This is a genomic window from Plantactinospora sp. CA-294935 (assembly GCF_050936445.1).
GTDB lineage: Bacteria > Actinomycetota > Actinomycetes > Mycobacteriales > Micromonosporaceae > Plantactinospora.
On the sequence record NZ_JBNJMU010000001.1, the window covers coordinates 1,277,864 to 1,294,656 of the forward strand.

At 73.0% G+C, this 16,793-nt stretch carries 22 protein-coding genes; 5 read left to right on the top strand and 17 right to left on the bottom strand.

The genetic code is table 11. From position 1 onward, the window contains the following. Positions 1-46: 46 nt before the first annotated feature. The gene (locus ACQEVC_RS05760) at positions 47-1,063 is read left to right on the top strand and encodes a LacI family DNA-binding transcriptional regulator (protein ID WP_432873985.1); all 1,017 of its coding nucleotides are present in this window, start codon (positions 47-49) and stop codon (positions 1,061-1,063) included. Positions 1,064-1,080: 17 nt separating this feature from the next. On the opposite strand, the gene ACQEVC_RS05765 is transcribed toward ACQEVC_RS05760, so the two are convergent. Further along, positions 1,081-1,599: an O-acetyl-ADP-ribose deacetylase gene (locus tag ACQEVC_RS05765; RefSeq protein WP_432873987.1), complete on the bottom strand. Its 519-nt coding sequence runs from the start codon at positions 1,597-1,599 to the stop codon at positions 1,081-1,083. Beyond that, positions 1,599-2,435, bottom strand: coding sequence for an EI24 domain-containing protein (locus ACQEVC_RS05770; RefSeq protein WP_432873989.1), 837 nt, complete (start codon positions 2,433-2,435; stop codon positions 1,599-1,601). Before ACQEVC_RS05770 ends, ACQEVC_RS05765 begins: the two co-directional genes overlap by 1 nt. A gap of 98 nt (positions 2,436-2,533) precedes the next feature. Between ACQEVC_RS05770 and ACQEVC_RS05775 the strand changes: the two genes are divergently transcribed. Further along, the gene (locus tag ACQEVC_RS05775; RefSeq protein WP_432873990.1) at positions 2,534-3,556 is read left to right on the top strand and encodes a helix-turn-helix transcriptional regulator; all 1,023 of its coding nucleotides are present in this window, start codon (positions 2,534-2,536) and stop codon (positions 3,554-3,556) included. Here ACQEVC_RS05775 and ACQEVC_RS05780 read toward each other — a convergent pair. Continuing rightward, a complete protein-coding gene (locus tag ACQEVC_RS05780; RefSeq protein WP_432873991.1) occupies positions 3,547-4,461 on the bottom strand; it encodes an SDR family oxidoreductase in 915 nt (304 codons plus the stop codon). The two genes, ACQEVC_RS05775 and ACQEVC_RS05780, sit on opposite strands and share 10 nt — an antisense overlap. A gap of 81 nt (positions 4,462-4,542) precedes the next feature. Beyond that, the gene (locus ACQEVC_RS05785) at positions 4,543-5,313 is read right to left on the bottom strand and encodes a GntR family transcriptional regulator (protein WP_432873993.1); all 771 of its coding nucleotides are present in this window, start codon (positions 5,311-5,313) and stop codon (positions 4,543-4,545) included. Between the two features lie 80 nt (positions 5,314-5,393). Here ACQEVC_RS05785 and ACQEVC_RS05790 point away from each other — a divergent pair, with 80 nt between their 5' ends. Further along, positions 5,394-5,795 carry a hypothetical protein gene (locus tag ACQEVC_RS05790; RefSeq protein ID WP_432873994.1) on the top strand — a complete coding sequence of 134 codons (402 nt, stop codon included), beginning with the start codon at positions 5,394-5,396 and terminating at the stop codon, positions 5,793-5,795. A gap of 384 nt (positions 5,796-6,179) precedes the next feature. Here ACQEVC_RS05790 and ACQEVC_RS05795 read toward each other — a convergent pair whose 3' ends face one another. From ACQEVC_RS05795 to ACQEVC_RS05835, 9 genes are all read right to left on the bottom strand, one after another. Next, the gene (locus ACQEVC_RS05795; RefSeq protein ID WP_432873996.1) at positions 6,180-6,917 is read right to left on the bottom strand and encodes an alanyl-tRNA editing protein; all 738 of its coding nucleotides are present in this window, start codon (positions 6,915-6,917) and stop codon (positions 6,180-6,182) included. Positions 6,918-7,081: 164 nt separating this feature from the next. Continuing rightward, complete coding sequence (locus tag ACQEVC_RS05800; RefSeq protein WP_432873998.1) at positions 7,082-7,966, bottom strand: alpha/beta fold hydrolase; 885 nt, start codon at positions 7,964-7,966, stop codon at positions 7,082-7,084. Then, on the bottom strand, positions 7,963-8,277 hold the full coding sequence (locus ACQEVC_RS05805; protein WP_107257588.1) for a DUF2516 family protein: 315 nt from the start codon (positions 8,275-8,277) through the stop codon (positions 7,963-7,965). Before ACQEVC_RS05805 ends, ACQEVC_RS05800 begins: the two co-directional genes overlap by 4 nt. A gap of 90 nt (positions 8,278-8,367) precedes the next feature. Continuing rightward, positions 8,368-9,033, bottom strand: coding sequence for a hypothetical protein (locus ACQEVC_RS05810; RefSeq protein WP_432874000.1), 666 nt, complete (start codon positions 9,031-9,033; stop codon positions 8,368-8,370). Continuing rightward, the gene (locus tag ACQEVC_RS05815) at positions 9,030-9,632 is read right to left on the bottom strand and encodes a helix-turn-helix domain-containing protein (protein WP_432874002.1); all 603 of its coding nucleotides are present in this window, start codon (positions 9,630-9,632) and stop codon (positions 9,030-9,032) included. Before ACQEVC_RS05815 ends, ACQEVC_RS05810 begins: the two co-directional genes overlap by 4 nt. Positions 9,633-9,755: 123 nt before the next feature. Further along, positions 9,756-10,718: an asparaginase gene (locus tag ACQEVC_RS05820; RefSeq protein ID WP_432874004.1), complete on the bottom strand. Its 963-nt coding sequence runs from the start codon at positions 10,716-10,718 to the stop codon at positions 9,756-9,758. A gap of 46 nt (positions 10,719-10,764) precedes the next feature. Beyond that, on the bottom strand, positions 10,765-11,601 hold the full coding sequence (locus tag ACQEVC_RS05825) for a 3-keto-5-aminohexanoate cleavage protein (protein ID WP_432874006.1): 837 nt from the start codon (positions 11,599-11,601) through the stop codon (positions 10,765-10,767). Positions 11,602-11,630: 29 nt separating this feature from the next. Beyond that, entirely contained in the window at positions 11,631-12,743 is a 1,113-nt protein-coding gene (locus tag ACQEVC_RS05830) for a YgfZ/GcvT domain-containing protein (RefSeq protein WP_432874007.1), read from the bottom strand. Continuing rightward, on the bottom strand, positions 12,740-13,171 hold the full coding sequence (locus ACQEVC_RS05835) for a Fur family transcriptional regulator (RefSeq protein ID WP_318400068.1): 432 nt from the start codon (positions 13,169-13,171) through the stop codon (positions 12,740-12,742). Before ACQEVC_RS05835 ends, ACQEVC_RS05830 begins: the two co-directional genes overlap by 4 nt. A 57-nt stretch (positions 13,172-13,228) precedes the next feature. On the opposite strand from ACQEVC_RS05835, the gene ACQEVC_RS05840 reads away from it, so the two are divergent. After that, a complete protein-coding gene (locus tag ACQEVC_RS05840; RefSeq protein WP_432874009.1) occupies positions 13,229-14,089 on the top strand; it encodes an aminotransferase class IV in 861 nt (286 codons plus the stop codon). A gap of 10 nt (positions 14,090-14,099) precedes the next feature. Here the strand turns inward: ACQEVC_RS05840 and ACQEVC_RS05845 are convergent, their stop codons facing one another. Beyond that, positions 14,100-14,693, bottom strand: a complete 594-nt coding sequence (locus ACQEVC_RS05845; protein WP_432874011.1) for an FABP family protein — start codon at positions 14,691-14,693, stop codon at positions 14,100-14,102. Between the two features lie 55 nt (positions 14,694-14,748). Next, positions 14,749-14,853, bottom strand: coding sequence for a small membrane protein MtfM (gene mtfM, locus ACQEVC_RS05850; protein ID WP_278065698.1), 105 nt, complete (start codon positions 14,851-14,853; stop codon positions 14,749-14,751). Positions 14,854-14,878: 25 nt separating this feature from the next. Between mtfM and ACQEVC_RS05855 the strand changes: the two genes are divergently transcribed. After that, complete coding sequence (locus ACQEVC_RS05855; RefSeq protein ID WP_318400063.1) at positions 14,879-15,241, top strand: DsrE family protein; 363 nt, start codon at positions 14,879-14,881, stop codon at positions 15,239-15,241. A 22-nt stretch (positions 15,242-15,263) separates the two neighbouring features. On the opposite strand, the gene ACQEVC_RS05860 is transcribed toward ACQEVC_RS05855, so the two are convergent. Then, complete coding sequence (locus ACQEVC_RS05860; RefSeq protein WP_432874013.1) at positions 15,264-16,130, bottom strand: hypothetical protein; 867 nt, start codon at positions 16,128-16,130, stop codon at positions 15,264-15,266. A 30-nt stretch (positions 16,131-16,160) separates the two neighbouring features. Continuing rightward, entirely contained in the window at positions 16,161-16,634 is a 474-nt protein-coding gene (locus ACQEVC_RS05865; RefSeq protein WP_432874015.1) for a winged helix-turn-helix domain-containing protein, read from the bottom strand. Positions 16,635-16,793: the final 159 nt, after the last annotated feature.

A 16,793-nucleotide genomic window follows, 5' to 3' on the forward strand; every position in this document is an offset into this window, starting at 1 on the left:
GGCGCGCGTGGAACCATTTTCCCGGCGGCTGAGCTGAGGAGCGGAGATGGCGGTGACCCGCGCGCGGCCCACGCTGGAGGCGGTGGCTCAACGGGCCGGGGTGTCCCGGGCCACCGTGTCCCGGGTGGTGAACGGCTCGACCACGGTCGCCGAGCCGATCCAACAGGCGGTCCGGCGGGCGGTGCGCGAGTTGGGCTACGTGCCCAACCTCGCGGCGCGCAGCCTGGTCACCCAGCAGACCGACTCGGTGGCGCTGATCCTGCCGGAGGCGTCCACCCGGGTCTTCTCCGACGACCAGGTGTTCCCCGGCATCATCCTCGGGGTCAGCCGGGAGCTGGAGGCGGCCGGCAAGCAGCTCGTGCTGACCCTGGCCGAGTCGGCGGCCAGCCACGAGCGGGTCGAGCGCTACGCGATGGGCGGGCACGTGGACGGCGTACTCTTCGCCTCCCTGCACGGCGCCGACCCGCTGCCCGGCGCGCTCGCCCAGGCGGGGCTGCCGGTGGTGTGCAGCGGACGCCCGCTCGGCCAGCCCCCCGTCCCGGTGCCGTACGTCGACGTGGACCACGTCGCCGGGGTACGCGGTGCGGTCCGGCACCTGCTCCGGTCCGGCCGGCAGCGGATCGCCACCATCGCCGGCCCGCAGGACATGGTGGCCGGGATCGACCGGCTGGCCGGGTACCGGGCCGAACTCCGGGACGCCGGACACCGGCCGGTGGAGGCGTTCGGGGACTTCACCCGGGAGTCCGGTGCGGTCGCGATGCGGCAGCTCCTGGCCGAGGAACCGAGCCTGGACGCGGTCTTCGTCGCCTCCGACCTGATGGCACACGGCGCGCTCCGTACGCTGCGCGAGGCGGGTCGCCGGGTGCCGGAGGACGTGGCGGTGATCGGCTTCGACGACATCGAGCTGGCTGGCTACACCGACCCGCCGCTGAGCACCGTACGGCAGCCGATCCAGGATCTCGGCCGGACCATGACCCGCCAGTTGCTCCAGCTCGCCGCCGGTGAACGGATCGAGCCGACCGTCCTGCTCCCCACCGAACTCGTACTGCGCGCCTCCGCCTGACCCCGCACGGGCGGCGGTCAGGCGAACTCGTGGCGTACCCGCTGGGCGGTCTCGGCGGTGGCGGCGTCGAAGAGCACCAGGCGTGCGGTGGTGACGCTGGCCGGCCGGGCGACGGTCAGTACGGCCAACGCCTGCCGGACCGCGTCCTCGACCGGCCACCGGTAGACCCCGGACGAGATCAGCGGGAAGGCCACCGAGGCCGCGCCCAGGTCGTCGGCGACGGCCAGGCTGTTGGCGTAGCAGCTCCGCAGCAGTGCCGACCGGTCCTCGTCGGCGGACCAGACCGGCCCGACGGTGTGCACCACCCAGCGGGCCGGCAGGTCGCCGGCGGTGGTCGACACCGCCTGCCCGGTGGGCAGGCCGCGCCCGTACCGGGCGGCCCGCAGGGCCCGGCACTCGGCGAGGATCGCCGGGCCGCCCCGGCGGTGGATCGCGCCGTCCACTCCGCCGCCGCCGAGCAGCGACGAGTTGGCGGCGTTGACGATCACGTCCACCCGCTCCGCGGTGATGTCGCCCTGGACCAGGTCGATCCGCATCAGGCCGCCCCGGAGGCGGTCACGCGGGGCCGGTCGGGGTTGTCGATCGACTGGCCGAGCGTGCGGCGGGCCAGCAGGGTCGCCCCGGCGACCGCGGCCGGGGTGAGCAGCACCGCGCCGAGCGGGATCAGGAAGCAGAGGAAGACCGCCACGCCGAAGCCCAGGGTCAGCGGCCGGTTCGCCCGCAGCGCCCGCTGCCGGTCCGGCAGCCGGAGCCCGCGCCGCTGGAACGGCACCCCGACCATGCCCACGGTGAGGAACCAGCCGCCGACCATCGCGGCGATCACGGGTACGACGAACTGCCCGACGAGCGGCACGAACCCGGCGACGAAGAGCGGTACCCCGAACAGCACCGACCGGACGAGCAGTCGCGCCGCGTCGGCGATGCTGCGCCGCAGCGAGCGCCACCAGGGCAGCTCGACCTCGTCCGGCACCCCGCCGTAACGCTCCTCCACCCGTTCGGAGATCTTCTCGTAGAACGGGTCGCCGATCACCAGCGTGATGGCGGTGAAGGTGAGCACCCCGAGCAGGCCGCCCAGGCCGAGCAGGGCGAGCCCGGCGACCAGCCGGAGGAGCTGGCGCGGCCCGTCCGACCAGTCGTCGGCGAACGGGGTGATCAACGCGGCGAGGTCGTCGGAGAAGTAGATCAGCGTGCCGAGGCCGGCCAGGTAGAGCGCCCCGGAGATCACCGCCGGCACGATGCCGAGCAGCACCAGCATCGGGTTGCGACCGTAGACCGCGAGCCCCCGGAACAGCAGCCCGACGCCGGAACCGAACGCGGAGAGGAACGGGCCGACCCGGCGGGGACGCGACTCGGCGGGGGTGGGGGTCTGCACGAGCGGAAAGCCTATCGGCCGCTGTCACCGCCGGCACGGCGGCGAGGCGCTGCCGCCGCCCGGCGGAGATGTCGGCGCCGCCGGGCAGGATGGGACGCATGCGCGCCGCCCGGTTGATCTCCCTGGTCCTGCTCCTGCAGAACCGCGAGTCGATGACCGGTGCCGAACTGGCCCGGGAGCTGGAGGTCTCGGAGCGGACCATCTACCGGGATGTACTGGCGCTGAGCGCCGCCGGCATCCCGGTCTACGCCGACCGGGGCCGGGCCGGCGGTTACCGGCTGCTCGGGGGCTACCGGACCCGGCTGACCGGGCTGAGCCGGACCGAGGCCGACGCGCTCTTCCTCTCCGGGCTGCCCGGCCCGGCCGGCGAGATGGGTCTCGCCGACGTGGTGGCGGCCGCCCAGTTGAAGGTGCTGGCCGCGCTGCCGAGCGGGCTGCGGGACGCGTCCACCCGGGTGGAGCGGCGGTTCCACCTCGACGTACCGGGGTGGTTCCGGGCGGCGGATCCGCCGGTCTGGCTCAGTGAGCTGGCCGAGGCGGTGTGGCAGGACCGGACGGTCGAGTTCCGCTACCGGCGTGGCGACCGGGAGGTGACCCGGACCGTCGAGCCGTACGGGCTGGTGTGCAAGGGCGGCGGGTGGTATCTGGTGGCCCGGGTCGGCGCGGGGCACCGCACCTACCGGGTGGACCGGATGACCGGGGTGACCGTCGGCGCGGAGACGTTCGACCGGGACGAGGAGTTCGAGCTGGCCGGCTACTGGGCCAGCCAGGCGGAGCGGTTCGTCCGGGAGATGCTGGGCGACGAGATCACGGTCCGGCTCAGCCCCGCCGGGCGGTACGCCCTGCGGTTCGTCACCGAGCCGCCCGCCGTACGGGAGGCGGAGGCGAACGCCGGGGAACCCGACGCGCAGGGCTGGGTGGTCACCCGGCTGCCCGTCGAGTCCCCCGACGTCGCGTACGGCCAACTGCTCAGCCTCGGCCCGGAGGTCGAGGTGCTGGAGCCGCCCGAGTTACGGGCTCGGCTCGCCTCGGCGGCACGGCGGCTGGGCCAGCTCTACACCGACCGCCGGAAACCGGCCCGATCCGAGGACCCGACCCCGGGGGAGGACGGTCAGCGGTAGCCGGTGGCGTCGGCGGGCTTGCCGGTGGCCTCCACCTCGATGATGTAGCGCCAGGCGTCCGGCTGGCTGCCATCGAGGTCAGTAAAGCCGTACACCTTGGCGAGTTGGCCGCTGGAGAGGGACTGCCCGGACCAGCGGGCCTTGTCGGGGTCGGCGGCGAGCGCGGCTACCGCCCGGCCGACGTACGCCGGGCTCTCCGAGATGACGAAGTGCGGCTGCTTCTCGATGGCGTCCCGCCAGTTCTCCTCGGTGACGCCGAACTCGTCGAGCATGAACTCGGAACGCAGCCAGCCCGGGGTGAGCGCGACCGCCGTGGCACCGTGTTCCTTCAGCTCGTGCGCCCAGAGGTAGCCGAGCCGGTTCACCGCGGTCTTCGCCAGGTCGTAGAAGGCCGACAGCCGGTAGTTCGCGTCGTTGTACTCCTTGGTGCCGTCGCCGACCTCCACCACCAGGCCGCCGGGGTTGCGGATCAGCAGCGGCAGCGCGAAGTGGCTGGTGATGATGTGCGTGTCGACGGCGAGCCGGAGCGTACGGAAGCCGTCGTCCAGGTCCTGCTCCCAGATCGGCTTGTGCCAGCCGATCAGCGGGTCCGCTCCCCAGACGTCGTTGACGAGTACGTCCAGCTTGCCCTGTTCCCGGTCGATCCGCTCCACCAGCGCGCGTACCTGGTCGGGGACGAGATGGTCGACCTGTACCGCGATCCCGACCCCGCCGGCCTCGGTGACCAGTTCGGCGGTCTCCTCGATGGTCTCCGGCCGGTCCAGTTCGGAGCGTTTCTCCCGGGTGCTCCGCCCGGTGGCGTAGACGGTGGCGCCGGCCGCGCCGAGCTGCACCGCGATCTGCCGGCCGGCACCCCGGGTCGCCCCGGCGACGAGCGCGACCTTTCCAGTCAGTTCTGCTGTCATGACGCCGACTCTGGCAACGAATTCTGACAACCCGCGTCAGGATTTCCTCCGGGAATCCGGCCACGGGTTCTGGGCAAACGATCAGGTCAGGTCGATCCAGTAATCCAGTTCAACCCGGTCGGCCGGGATCACGATGTCGGTGGCGACCTCAACGACCTGCTCACCCGCGTACGTCTGTCGAGTAATTGTCACCACCGGCACGCCGCCGGGGATCCGCAACGCCTCGGTCTCTTCGCGGACCGGCATTCGGGAACGCACCCGCTCCCGTACTCCGGTGATGCCGAGGCTGTGAAGCTGGGCGGTGTTCCCGCCCGGCCACGGCTCCCGGTCAGGGTCGGCGACCGGCGTGTCGACCACCATGTCGAGTAGGAGGCAGGACGTCGACATCTGCTGCGGTACGCCCTGGGAGCGGAACACGAACCGGCGTTCCAGCAGCATCGTGCCCGGGGCGACGTCGAACAGTTCGGCGGTCGCCCGGTCTGCCGGCACCTCGCGGAACTCCCTGTCGAGCCGGTAGTCGGACCAGCCGATCTGCTGGTCGGCGGTGAACGACGTGCCCAGTTCGCCGGACCGGACTTGCTCCAGTTCCCGGCGGTACCGGTCGGAGCCGAGTCGGCGAACCGGCAGTACCGGCCGGGCGTACGTTCCTCGGCCCATCTCGGTAACGACCAGGCCCTCATTGCGGAGCAGTCCGACCGCTTCACGGACGGTTCCACGGGCCACGCCGAAGTCGGCCATAAGCGCGGATTCGGACGGCAGGATGGACCCGGGTGGGATCGCGCCGGAGAGGATCCGACGGCGTAACTCGTCTGCGACCCGGCGATAGCGGGGCCGCTCGTGCGGGGTAGGCACGTCGGTCACCGTACCCCCGATCAGTGCGCTGGGAATGTTTCCGCCCTCCCGACAGTGAACCTACGGAGCAGGTACGCCGGGTGCTCCGGCGGGCGTACGCCTTGAAGCGGACACTGCCGCCCGGGTCGCTGGCTCGGCCGCTGGTCGACGCCCTCGACCGGCAGTACGGGCCGCTGGCACACCCCGAGCAAGAGCAGGAGGAACCCGCCGTGACGTCCATGTTCGATAGCTGGTCGACGACGCTGGAGGATCTGACCGCACGCCGGTTCCTCCACATGCACAAGGACGGCCGCCGCTGTCGGCAGTGTGACGACGACGGGAAGTGCCGGTACCTGACGTGGGCCGTCGGCTACCTCACCCGGATCGGCGATCCGGTACCCGGTCAGGCTGCGGACATCCTGGCCCGCGCATCCCATCCCGGCGAGGTGACACCGGCCGAGCTACGGGAGGTCGCGCAGACGCTCCGTCGGCGGATCCAATGAGCGACACGACGACGGTGTGTATGCCGTGCCGGCTCGGCGTTCCTCCGGCGCTGCCGAGCGAGACGCCACACGGCTGTCCCGGGTCGGTGATTGTCGGTGACGGTCCCGGCGTGGTGACGAAGCTGTGCGTGTGCCCAATCTGCTGGCCGGACCGGCAGCCACCACCAGAGCCACCCCCGATCATCGATCGCACGAGCGAGGGGTGAGGGTCGGCGTCCCGGCCTTGCGTGCCGCTGTTGCAGCGGTGGTGCGCTGAAGTCCCCGGTCGGCCTGGTGATCCGGCCGGGGACAGGGCGAGCATGGCCGCTGACGGGAGCGGCCACCGCGCCCGCTCCGTCGACGTGCTGGTCAGCGAGACGGCGTCGGCACCGCGCCGGCTCGGGGTCAGTTGACCAGCCGGACCCGTACCCGCCGGTTGGCCCGGCCCTTGCTCTCCACCTTGACCACCTGGACCTTGCCGATCTGGGCGGTCGAGGCGACGTGGGTGCCGCCGTCGGCCTGCACGTCCAGCCCGACGATGTCGACGATCCGGATCTCCTGCTCGTCGGCCGGAATCAGATTGGACTGGGTACGGATGATGTCCGGCAGGGCCAGCGCCTCGTCCCGGGGCAGCACCTTGACCGCCACCGCCCGGTCGGCGGTGACCTCGGTGTTGACCAGCTCCTCCAGCCGGGCCTTGAAGTCGGTCGGCACCTCCGGCAGGTTGAAGTCCATCCGGGCCTCGCCCGGCTCCATGTTGCCGCCGGTCACCAGGGCGCCGAAGTCGCGGAACACCACGCCGCAGAGCACGTGCAGCCCGGAGTGGGTACGCATCAGCAGGCTGCGCCGCACGTCCTCCACCGCGCCGGTCACCGCCGTGCCGACCGGCGGCAGCGGGTCACCCTCGGCGGGGATCAGATAGAGGTCGTCGCCCTTGCGGGTGCCGACGATCCGGGTCTGCACACCCTGCCAGAGCAGCACCCCGTGGTCCGGCGGCTGACCGCCGCCGCCCGGGTAGAAGGCCGACCGGTCCAGCACGATCCCCTGCTCGGGATCGGCGGAGAGCACCGTGCACTCCCACTCCCGCAGGGTCGGGTCGGCGAGGTCGAGCCGGTGCGTCCGGCCATGCTGGGAAACGCCCATGGCTCGCCACGTTACTCCGGCCGGCGGGGTTCCGGTGGTACCGGTGGCCGCTCGGCCGGGCGCACAACCGGGGCAGCCGGGCGCACAACCGGGGCAGCTCGACAGCCTGGTCGACAGGTACCTCCGGCGCCGCCGGTCCGGGTGATCCGCCCGCCGAACCCGGGTCAGTTGAGGAAGCCGGAGATCCGTTCGCGCAGGTCGGCGCGGTGCGTCCAGAGCAGGCCCGGCTTGTCGTAGACGTGCAGCGCCGCCCCGGGCAGCGCCTCGGCGAGCTGCTCGGCGACCGCGACCGGATGCAGGTCGTCGCCGGCACAGCCGATCACCAGGGTACGGGCGGTGACCGCGGCCAGGGCCGAGCGCTGCCGGACGGCGACCTGACCGGCCAGATCGGCCAGCCCGGAGGCGAGACCGTCCCGGGTCAACTGGTCCACCCGCTGCCGCAGGTAAGCCCAGCCGGCCGGGGTGTTGCGGATCGCCGGTGGCACCTCGTAGGCGACCGCCTCGGCCACCTCGGCAGCGTCGCCGCTGCGTACCGCGGTGAGCAGTTCGGTGAGCCGCCGCCGGGCCACCTCCGGACGCGGTTCGTCGAGTACGGCCGGCAGCACGAAGACCGCGCGCGCGAAGCGGGCCGGGCTCTCCCAGAGGAGCCGGCAGAGCGCACCCGCGCCGAGGCTGATCCCGAGCGCCCGGCTGGCGCCGCCGAGATCGGCGACCGCCCGCAGGTCACGGGCCAGGTCGGCGTAGCTCCAGTCGCCCTCCGGAGCCTCCGAGCGGCCGTGCCCTCGGAACTGGAAGAAGATCTTGCGTCCGTTGACCGCGCTGCCCAGCGGTCGGGTGGTGGAGATGCCGGTGCCGAGTCCGTGTGCGAAGACCGTGACCGGATCACCGTCGCCGGTGACCAGCCGCTCCAGCCGTACGCCGTGCGGGGTGGCGACCAGCTCGGTCTCCGGATCGGGCAGCGCCGGCCGGCCGCTGCGCGGCGCGGTCGGCCCCGGGCCGTACGTCCGTGGCCCGCCGTCGGGCGGCGGTGGCCAGCGGAAATCCCTCACCAGAAGCCTTTGCCGTCGGTCAGGTCACGCAACCCGACCCGGACGTCCAAGAGATAGATCAACGCTGCCGCGATGCCGATCAGCGCGAAGAGGCTGAGCGGCCGGTAGAGCAGCAGGGTGAGCACCAGGCAGACGGCCAGGATGGCCACCCAGGCTCCCTTGGGGAGGGTGCCGATCGCCGGGAAGGCGTCCGAGCGCTGGGTGATGCAGTGCACGAGCGCGACGCCCTGGATCACGAGGGCGAAGACGATCAGCACCAGGTTGATGATGAAGACGACGTCGTCGAAGAAGAGCGGCGCGGCTGTGCCCATGGCGGAAAGCTTATGCCGGCGACCCCGGGTACGTGCCACTTGGCGCACCCACCCGAGGTCACCGGCCGTTGCTCGGCGGTCGCCGGCCGCCTACTTGTCGGCCGCCGGGCGAGTCCGCTTGGCCGCCGGGCGGGTCGACTTCGCGGCCGGGCGGCGCTTCACCGCCGGGGCCTTCGCCGGGGCGGCCTCGGTCGCCGCGGCCGCCGCGGCCGGCTCCTTGACCTGCTCGACGACCTCGGCCGGTGTGGTGCTCAGCGCCGGCTGTCCGGCGGCGGCCACCGCCGGAGTCTCGGTGACGGCCATGTCCGCGTTGACCGTGTCAGCGGCCTGCACCACGCCGGAACCGACCACCCGCTCGCCCCGGGCAACGAGGTCGCCGTAGACGGCGATGGCCCGCTCCTGCGCGGCCTGGGCACCGGCCACCACCACCGCCGCGTTGCGGATGGTCGCCTCCCGCAGCCGGTCCAGGTCCAGCTCGCCGTTGGCGGCCCGGTTGCGCAGGTTCGCCGCGCCGGAGTTGGCGTTGCGCAGGGTCAGTACGGCCTTCTCCCGCAGCTCGGCGGTGGTCGCGATCGCCTTCTCCCGCAGCTCGGCGGTGGTCGTCACGGCCTTGGACCGCAGCTCGGTACGGGTCGCCTCGTCACCGAGCCCGCTGACCACGGCGGGGAGCCGGCGCAACTGCTGGTACGCGAGATCGCCGGCACCGGCCACCGCGTAGAGCGGGGCGGGGATCCGGGCGGTTCGGGGCTGGGTCATGACTGTTCCTCCTCGTCAGAGGCCGAGGCAACCGTCGGAGTCGACGGCGCGGCCTTCTTGACCGCCTTCCGGGCGGTCCTCTTCGTGGCTGCGGCCGGCGGCGTGGACTTCGTGCCGGGCCGGGATTCGGTCGGTGGTGCGGCGGCGCCCGCCTCGGTCACCGCCACCGATTCGAGGACGGCCTCCGCCGGATCCTCGTCGGCGACGACGCCCGGGGCGCCGGTGGCGGCCGGCTCGGCCGGTACGTCCGCGTGCCGGAGGTTCTCCCGGCGGAAGGTCTCGTAGATCTGGCTCAGCGACTGCTTCTGCGGCATCGTCAGGTCCGGGTCGGCCGCGATGGCGGCGAGCACGCCCTGCCCCTCGCGGTCGTCGAGCAGCCCGGCCCGGAGGTACATCGCCGGTGTGGAGACCCGCAGGGCGCTGGCCAACTGCTGGAGCACCTCGGCGCTCGGCTTGCGCAGCCCACGCTCGATCTGACTCAGGTAGGGGTTGCTCACCCCGGCCTGTTCGGCCAGTTGCCGCAACGAGATCTTCGCGTTGCGCCGCAGGTCGCGGATGAACCCGCCGATGTCCCGCGGAAGGTCCTTCGGATTGGCCATGTCTCGACGGTAGCGAGCGGCGCTTGCTCTTGCAAGCAAAACGCTTGCGAAAGTTAGCAATAGTTAGCGGCGTCTCATCCGGCGCCGATCAACCAGCGCGGCTCGGCATCGAGGGCGGCGGTGTCACCAGCGGGTGCGTACCGAGCCGACGACCTCTCCGCCGCCGTACAGCGGCAACTCGGCCAGCTCGTCGAGGATCGGGGCGTCCAGCGACAGCCGGCGCAACGCCGAGACCAGCACCGGCAGCCGGCCGCGCGACGCACCGTCGTCGATCTTCGCCGCCACCGCGCCGACCCCGGGCACCGCCACCGCGACCACGCCCTCCGCGCCGCTCTTGGCGAGCAGCCCGGGGATCCCGGTCATCAGCCGGGTGTCGTACGCCTCGGCGCCGGTGCCGGCGACCATCTCCGGGTACGCCCGCATCGCGTCCACGACGGTCCGGGCCACCGAGCCCGGCTCGGCCGAGACCAGCCGCAGGTACGCCCGGGCGAGACCGGTCAGCGAGACGGCGAGCAGCGGTGCACCGCAGCCGTCGATCCCCACCGCTGCCGCCGGCTCGCCGGTGAACTCCTCGATCGTGGCGGTGATCCGCTGCTGGAGCGGGTGCTCGGGACGCCAGTACTCCGCAGTCGGGAAAGCGGCGGCCTGGCAGGCGAGCAGCATCCCGACGTGCTTGCCGGAGCAGTTCATCCGGAGCCGGGACGGCCCACCGCCGGCCCGCAGCAGGGCGGCCCGGGCCGACTCCGACAGCGGCAGGTCCGGCGGGCAGCGCAGCGCCGACTCCGCCAGTCCGGTACGCCGCAGCAGCGCACCGACCCGGTCGACGTGCAGGTCCTCGCCGTGGTGGCTGGCGCAGGCGACCGCCAGGTCGGCACCGGTCAGCGGCAGCCCGGCCCGGAGCATCCCGATCGCCTGGAGCGGCTTGTTGGACGACCTCGGGAAGACCGGTCCGCGTACGTCACCCGCCTCGGCCCGCACCGAACCGGCCGCGTCCAGTACCACCACGGAACCCCGGTGCACGGACTCCACGAAGCCCGACCGGACCGCCTCCACCAGCGGTACGCCGCCGTCGTAGATCTCGCCCATGGTCGCGGACGGTACCCACCGGGCCGGCCCGGTGCCCCGGCACCCCTCAGCGCTGTGCCGCGAGTCCCAACAGCTCCCGGGCCTGGGCCGGACTCAGCGGCGGGCGCTGGGCGAGCTGTGCCAGCCCGACCGCCCGGGCGACGAGTTGCATGTTGGACTCCACCGGACGCCCCTTGGCGTACGTGATGGTGTCCTCCATGCCGACCCGCAGGTGCCCGCCGGCCGAGACCGAGGCGAGCATCACCGGGATGGCGCTCCGGCCGATGCCGGTCGCCGAGAACGTCGTCCCGTCCGGCAGGTCCCGCAGCGCCTGGGCACAGGCGACCAGCGCCTCGGTGCTGCCCGGCATCCCGCCGGGCACCCCCATCACGAAGTCGACGTGCACGTGCCCGCCGGCCGGCAGGCCGTACCGGTCGAGCAGCCGGCGCAGCGCCGTCAGGTGGCCGAGGTCGAAGATCTCGTACTCCGGCACGACGCCCCGGTCCTGCATCCGGGTGTGCAGGTCGACGACGAACTGCCAGCGGTTGAGGAAGACGTCGTCACCGAAGTTGACCGTACCCATGGTGCAGGAGGCCATCTCCGGGGCGGCGTCGAGCACGGCCAACCGGTCCGCCTCCGGGTCGGTCACCGCGCCACCGGTGGAGAGCTGCACGATCAGGTCGGTGCTCTCCCGCAGCGCGGCCACGGTCTCCCGCAGCCGGCCCAGGTCGAGGGTGGGCCGGGCCTGGTCGTCCCGGATGTGCACGTGGATCACCGCGGCGCCGAGCGCCTCGCACTCCTTGGCGGTGACCACCAGCTCGTCGAGGGTGACCGGCAGCGCCGGCACCTCCGCCTTCGCCGACTCGGCCCCGGTCGGCGCGACCGTGATCAAGGTGCCCGTCATGCCGGGATCCTAACCGAGGCGGCGGCCGGTCACTCCGGGTCGATCGCGGCGGCCGAGCCCTCGACCAGCAGTGCCGCGTCCTCCGGTACCGACCGCTTCAGCACCGCCAGCGCGACCGGCCCCAGCTCGTGGTGCCGGACCGCCGTACCGACGAAGCCGACCGTGCGCCCGGCGGCGGTCACCGGTGCACCGGTCGCCGGAAGCTGGTCGGTGGTCACCCCGTCGAGGTGCAGCAGCGCCAGCCGGCGTGGCGGGCGGCCGAGGTTGTGCACCCGGGCCACCGTCTCCTGGCCCCGGTAACAGCCCTTGTCCAGGTGTACGGCCGGAGCCACCAGTCCCACCTCGGCCGGAATCGTCCGGTGGTCGGTCTCGAAGCCGACCCGGGGCAGCCGCTGCGCCACCCGCACCGCCTCGTACGCCCACAGTCCGGCGACCGGCGTGCCAGCGGCGGTCAGCGCGTCGACCACCTCCGGCATGCTCCCCCGGGGCACCAGCAGGTCGACCCCGAGCCGGACCCGGCGCGCCCAGCCCCCGCTGGGCAACGCGCGTACGTCGTACACGACGGTCGGCCGGGGTGGCAGGGAGCCGGCGGCGAACTTCGGGCCCGGCACCCCGAGCAGGTCCGGTTCGGCCAGCCCGGTGACGCCGAGCGTGCCGACCGCCTCGGTGGCGCGCGGCCCGACCAGCGAGAGCAGTGCCCAGTCGGCGGTGGCGTCCCGGGGGTCGACCGGGGTGAAGAAGCGCATCTTCTCCAGGTAGCTCAGCAGGCCGCCGGTGTCGCCCGGCTCGGTGTCCAGCCAGGTGGTCTCGCCGTCCTCGGCGACCATGGCGTGCTGCTCGACGTGCCCGTGCGGGGAGAGGACCAGCAGCTCGCTGCCCTGCCCGGCGGCGAGCGCGGCGAGGTGCTGGCTGGTCAGGGTGTGCAGCCAGCTCGCCCGTTCGACCCCGGGGACGGCGATCACCCCCCGGTGCGACCGGTCCACCAGGCCGACGTCGTTGGCGAGCAGCCGCTGCTCGCGGATCGGGTCGCCGTAGTGGGCGGCCACCGGGCGTACCCCGGCGGCGGCGTGCTCCGGCTCCGGCTGGTCCCGGGTCTGCTCGTCGATCGCCTGGACAGCCACCGCACCCGCGATGTCGATCATTCCCGCCGCTCCTCGCAGTCGCTCCGCCCGCAGACGCCGAAGAGCGCCACGTGCCCGATGTCGACCTGGAAACCCCGTTCGGCCGCGAGCTTGTCGCAGAGCGGCCCGAAGACCTCCGGATCGACCTCGTCCACCGCCCCGCAGATCCGGCACACCAGGTGCACGTGGGTGTCCTCACCCGCGGCGTGGTACGTCGGTGACCCGTGGGACAGATGCGTATGGGTAACAAGTCCGAGGCGTTCGAGTAGTTCCAAGGTCCGGTAGATCGTGGTGATGTTCACTCCGGCGGCGACCTCGCGGACCGCCGAGTGCACCTGCTCGGGGGTGGCGTGCCCGAGCTCCAGCACGGCCTCGAGGACCAGCTGCCGCTGCGCCGTCAACCGCAGTCCGCGGGAACGCAGCATTTCCGCAAGTGACGATTCCGACACCGACAAAGCATAGTGCGCCCCGGCGAGTACGGCCCCACGGCCGCTACCCTCGGCAGGATGTCGAGCGAGCAGCCGGTCGTCGCCGTACTCGGCCGGGGCGTGGTGCCGGCTGACGAGCCACTGATCCGGGCCGACGACCGGGGCGTACTCCGGGGTGACGGGCTCTTCGAGACGATGCACGTCCGGGCTGGCCGCCCCTGGCTGGTCGGGGAGCACCTGGCCCGGCTGGCCCGGTCGGCGGCGGCGCTGGAGCTGCCGCTGCCCGGCACCGGCGAGCTGCGCGAACTGCTCGACACCGCCTGCGCCGGCTGGCCGACCAGGACCGAGGGGGCGCTGCGGCTGGTCTGCACCCGGGGACCGGAGGGCGGCACGGAACCGACCGTCTACGCCACCCTCTCCCGGGTGCCGGACGCGTCCCGGCAGGCCCGGCGGGACGGCATCCGGGTGGCGACCCTGCCGCTCGGGATCGCCGCCGACGCCCACGCCGGCCGGCCGTGGCTGCTCGGCGGGCTCAAGACCCTGTCGTACGCGCTGAGTACGGCCGCCCGGCGCTGGGCCGCCGCCAGCGGCGTGCAGGACGTCCTCTGGACCTCGACCGACGGGTACGCCCTGGAGGGGCCGACCGCCAACCTGGTCTGGCTGACCGGCGAGGAGCTGTGCACCGTACCGGCGGAGCAGACCGGTGTGCTGCCCGGCGTGACCGCCGACTGGCTGCTCCGGCAGGCCGACGACCTGGGCTGGACGGCGGCCCGCCGCCTGGTCACCCCCGCCGAGCTGCACACCGCCGACGGGGTCTGGTTCACCTCGTCGGTACGCGGCCTCGCCGAGGTCCGCGAGCTGGACGGGGTGCCGCTGGCCGCCTCGCCGCACACCGCCGTACTGGCCGACCTGCTCGGCTTCCCCGTCCCGCCGCGCTGAGCGGTGGCCGTCAGCCGCCGACCCGGATCAGCCGGGCGGAGAGGTGCGGGGAGAGCGGGTGCCCGACCGCGGCCATCTCCTGGGCGTAGAGCAGGGCTCCCTCGACGATGCCGAAGAGCCGGTGCCCGGCGGTGACCTCCTTGGCGGTCGAGGTACGCAGCACCGCGTCGGTGGCGATCTCGACCCGGGTGCCGGTGACCTTGCCGAGGTAGAGCTCCATCACCCCGGTCGGGGTGGCGAGCATGACCTCCAGCTCGTCGGTGCCCTTGCCGTCGGCGTCGAGTACGGCCCGCCACCAGCCGACCTCACGACCGGCGGGCCGGACCGGCCGGCTCTGCTCGTCCAGGATCCAGGCCCGCGACTCGTAGTGGAGGAACGGTCGCCCGTCGTGGGTGATCCGGATCTCCTGGGCGTAGTCGAAGTCCTCGATGCTGGGGAACCCGCCCCGCCCCCGCCCGCGCCAGAGTCCGACGTACGGCAGCAGGCCGAGCAGCGCCGGGTGCAGGTCCGGCCCCTTGCGCAGGTCGTACGTCTCCTCGTACGGGTACGGATCGACCGGCGGCGCGTTCAGCCAGGGCGGCGGCTCGATGGGGTTGTCGCTCACAGCGTCCCTTCCGTTCGTGACTGCGGGGCCCGCAAACCCGGCTCACTCCTCGCACTCACCAACGTCCTCTCGAAATTCTCACGGCCAAGTAGACCAGGTAACCGGCGAGCGCGCCGAAACCCGCGACCAGCAGGCTGACGAACCCAATCTCGGTAACCATGACGGGTAGATCCTATGCTGGCGGCATGGCTCGTACCCTGGTCGTCAAGGCCACCGCCGGTTCGGATTCGCCGGAGCGCTGCGCCCAGGCGTTCACCGTCGCCGCCACCGCGGTCGCCTCCGGCGTCGACGTGTCGCTCTGGCTGACCGGTGAGTCGAGCTGGTTCGCGCTGCCCGGCCGGGCCGAGGAGTTCGAGCTGCCGCACTCCGCGCCGCTGGCCGAGCTGCTGCACGTGATCCTGAGCAGCGGCCGGGTCACGGTCTGCACCCAGTGCGCCGCCCGCCGGGAGATCGGCGAGTCCGACGTGCTGCCCGGGGTACGCATCGCCGGGGCGGCGGTCTTCGTCGAGGAGGCGATGGCGGACGGCGCCCAGGCGCTGGTCTATTAGCCCGGGCTACGGACGGCCCCGGTCACCGGGCGCAGCCACTGCTCACGGCGACCCGGATCCGGCCGTCGCCGCTCTCGACCACCACGCTCACCGGGCCGCTGCGGTACGCGTACAGCTCGGGGGTGTCGGCAACCACGACGGCGCCGGCCGGCCGGGGCAGCGCGGCGCTCGGTAGACCGGCCGGCACGCCCCGGCCGGTGGCGCGTGCGGTCCAGGTGGTGCCCTGCCCCGGGCAGCGCGCGGCGACCAGCTCGACCGGGGTCGGCTCGGCCGCGCCGAGTACGCCGAGCACCTGGAGCGGATCCGGCTCGGCCGGCGGCAGCGGCGGAACGGCCCGCTCCTCCGGATCGCCGGAGACCGGTCGGCAGCCGGTGTCGACGGTCAACTCGACCACACCGGGCCCGGCCTGACCGCCTTCGATCGCCACGAACTCACCCGCGTCGGCGCGCAGCGCGTGGGTGCTGCCGTCGGCACTGTGCCGGACCCTGGCCCCGTACGCCGCCGGCAGCCGGTCCGCGATCCGGTCCAGCAGGGCGGGTACGTCCGCGTCCGGGGCGTGCACGACCACCGCGGCGTCTAGCGTCGCGCCGTCCCGGACGACGGTGAGTTCGCAGTCGTCACGTACCGGTCGTCCGGCGATCTCGACGGCGACGTCCGGGCCGGCTGCCGCGACGAGTTCACCGAGGGCACGGTCCAGCACCGGTTCGGCCTGCTCGATCGTCCGCTGCTCTTTCACGGTCGGCTCGTCGCCGTAGACCGAGACGAGGGTGAGCACCAGCAGCAGCGCGCCCCAGCCCACCAGGCCGGCGAGCAGCCAGCGCCGCCGCCGGGGCGGGGCCGGAGGGGCCGGCTGACCGGGCCAGGCCGGTGTCGGGACGTCGATGCTCACGCCCGACATGGTGGCACGGTGGCCCCCCGGTCAGTGTCCAGGGGCGAGCCGGTAGCCGACGCCGCGTACGGTCTGCACCTGCGGCCCGCCGTCGACGGCGCGCAGCTTGCGGCGCAGCCGCTTCACCGCGGAGTGCAGGATGGCGGTGTCGCCGAGGTAGGCGCCGCCCCAGACCGAGGCGAACAGCCGCTCGTACGTCCACACCCCGAGCGGCGCGCTGGCCAGCCGGGCCAGCAGTTCCCGCTCCAGCCGGGTCAGCGCCAGTGGCTCGCCTCGCCAGGTGACCAGGTGGCCGCCCGGGTCGACGGACAGGTCACCGAGGCTCACCGGCCCTGGTTCGGAATCCGTCGCATTGCCAACCATCGGAAACAACATTGCCCGTAACTCGGACAGGTCCGAACAGATCACGACCGTACCGAAGTCGTCGAGTCGTCGAACCACCCGTTCCCGCACCGCAACGTCCGTCGACACGCACACGACGAGCGGGACTTCTCCGCTTGCCACCTCGCTCCACTCCTCCCCCGTCGGCTGCGGACCCTAGCCAAACGGGTTTGACCGGGCGAGTCAACAGCGACGCTAACCGATGTAAGGCATTCGGCTCACTCCTGACCGAGATACGCCTAGTTACTGCCTAGATACTGGCCGACATCGGGCATTGATCAC

Coding starts and splice junctions, on each gene's coding strand:
- ACQEVC_RS05765 (WP_432873987.1), bottom strand. CDS start 1,599: ATGCGGATCGACCTGGTCCAGGGCGACATCACCGCGGAGCGGGTGGAC.
- ACQEVC_RS05795 (WP_432873996.1), bottom strand. CDS start 6,917: ATGGGCGTTTCCCAGCATGGCCGGACGCACCGGCTCGACCTCGCCGAC.
- ACQEVC_RS05825 (WP_432874006.1), bottom strand. CDS start 11,601: ATGACGGGCACCTTGATCACGGTCGCGCCGACCGGGGCCGAGTCGGCG.
- ACQEVC_RS05815 (WP_432874002.1), bottom strand. CDS start 9,632: ATGGCCAATCCGAAGGACCTTCCGCGGGACATCGGCGGGTTCATCCGC.
- ACQEVC_RS05830 (WP_432874007.1), bottom strand. CDS start 12,743: ATGATCGACATCGCGGGTGCGGTGGCTGTCCAGGCGATCGACGAGCAG.
- ACQEVC_RS05780 (WP_432873991.1), bottom strand. CDS start 4,461: ATGACAGCAGAACTGACTGGAAAGGTCGCGCTCGTCGCCGGGGCGACC.
- ACQEVC_RS05805 (WP_107257588.1), bottom strand. CDS start 8,277: ATGGGCACAGCCGCGCCGCTCTTCTTCGACGACGTCGTCTTCATCATC.
- ACQEVC_RS05855 (WP_318400063.1), top strand. CDS start 14,879: ATGGCTCGTACCCTGGTCGTCAAGGCCACCGCCGGTTCGGATTCGCCG.
- ACQEVC_RS05820 (WP_432874004.1), bottom strand. CDS start 10,718: ATGGGCGAGATCTACGACGGCGGCGTACCGCTGGTGGAGGCGGTCCGG.
- ACQEVC_RS05840 (WP_432874009.1), top strand. CDS start 13,229: ATGTCGAGCGAGCAGCCGGTCGTCGCCGTACTCGGCCGGGGCGTGGTG.
- ACQEVC_RS05760 (WP_432873985.1), top strand. CDS start 47: ATGGCGGTGACCCGCGCGCGGCCCACGCTGGAGGCGGTGGCTCAACGG.
- mtfM (WP_278065698.1), bottom strand. CDS start 14,853: ATGGTTACCGAGATTGGGTTCGTCAGCCTGCTGGTCGCGGGTTTCGGC.
- ACQEVC_RS05775 (WP_432873990.1), top strand. CDS start 2,534: ATGCGCGCCGCCCGGTTGATCTCCCTGGTCCTGCTCCTGCAGAACCGC.
- ACQEVC_RS05810 (WP_432874000.1), bottom strand. CDS start 9,033: ATGACCCAGCCCCGAACCGCCCGGATCCCCGCCCCGCTCTACGCGGTG.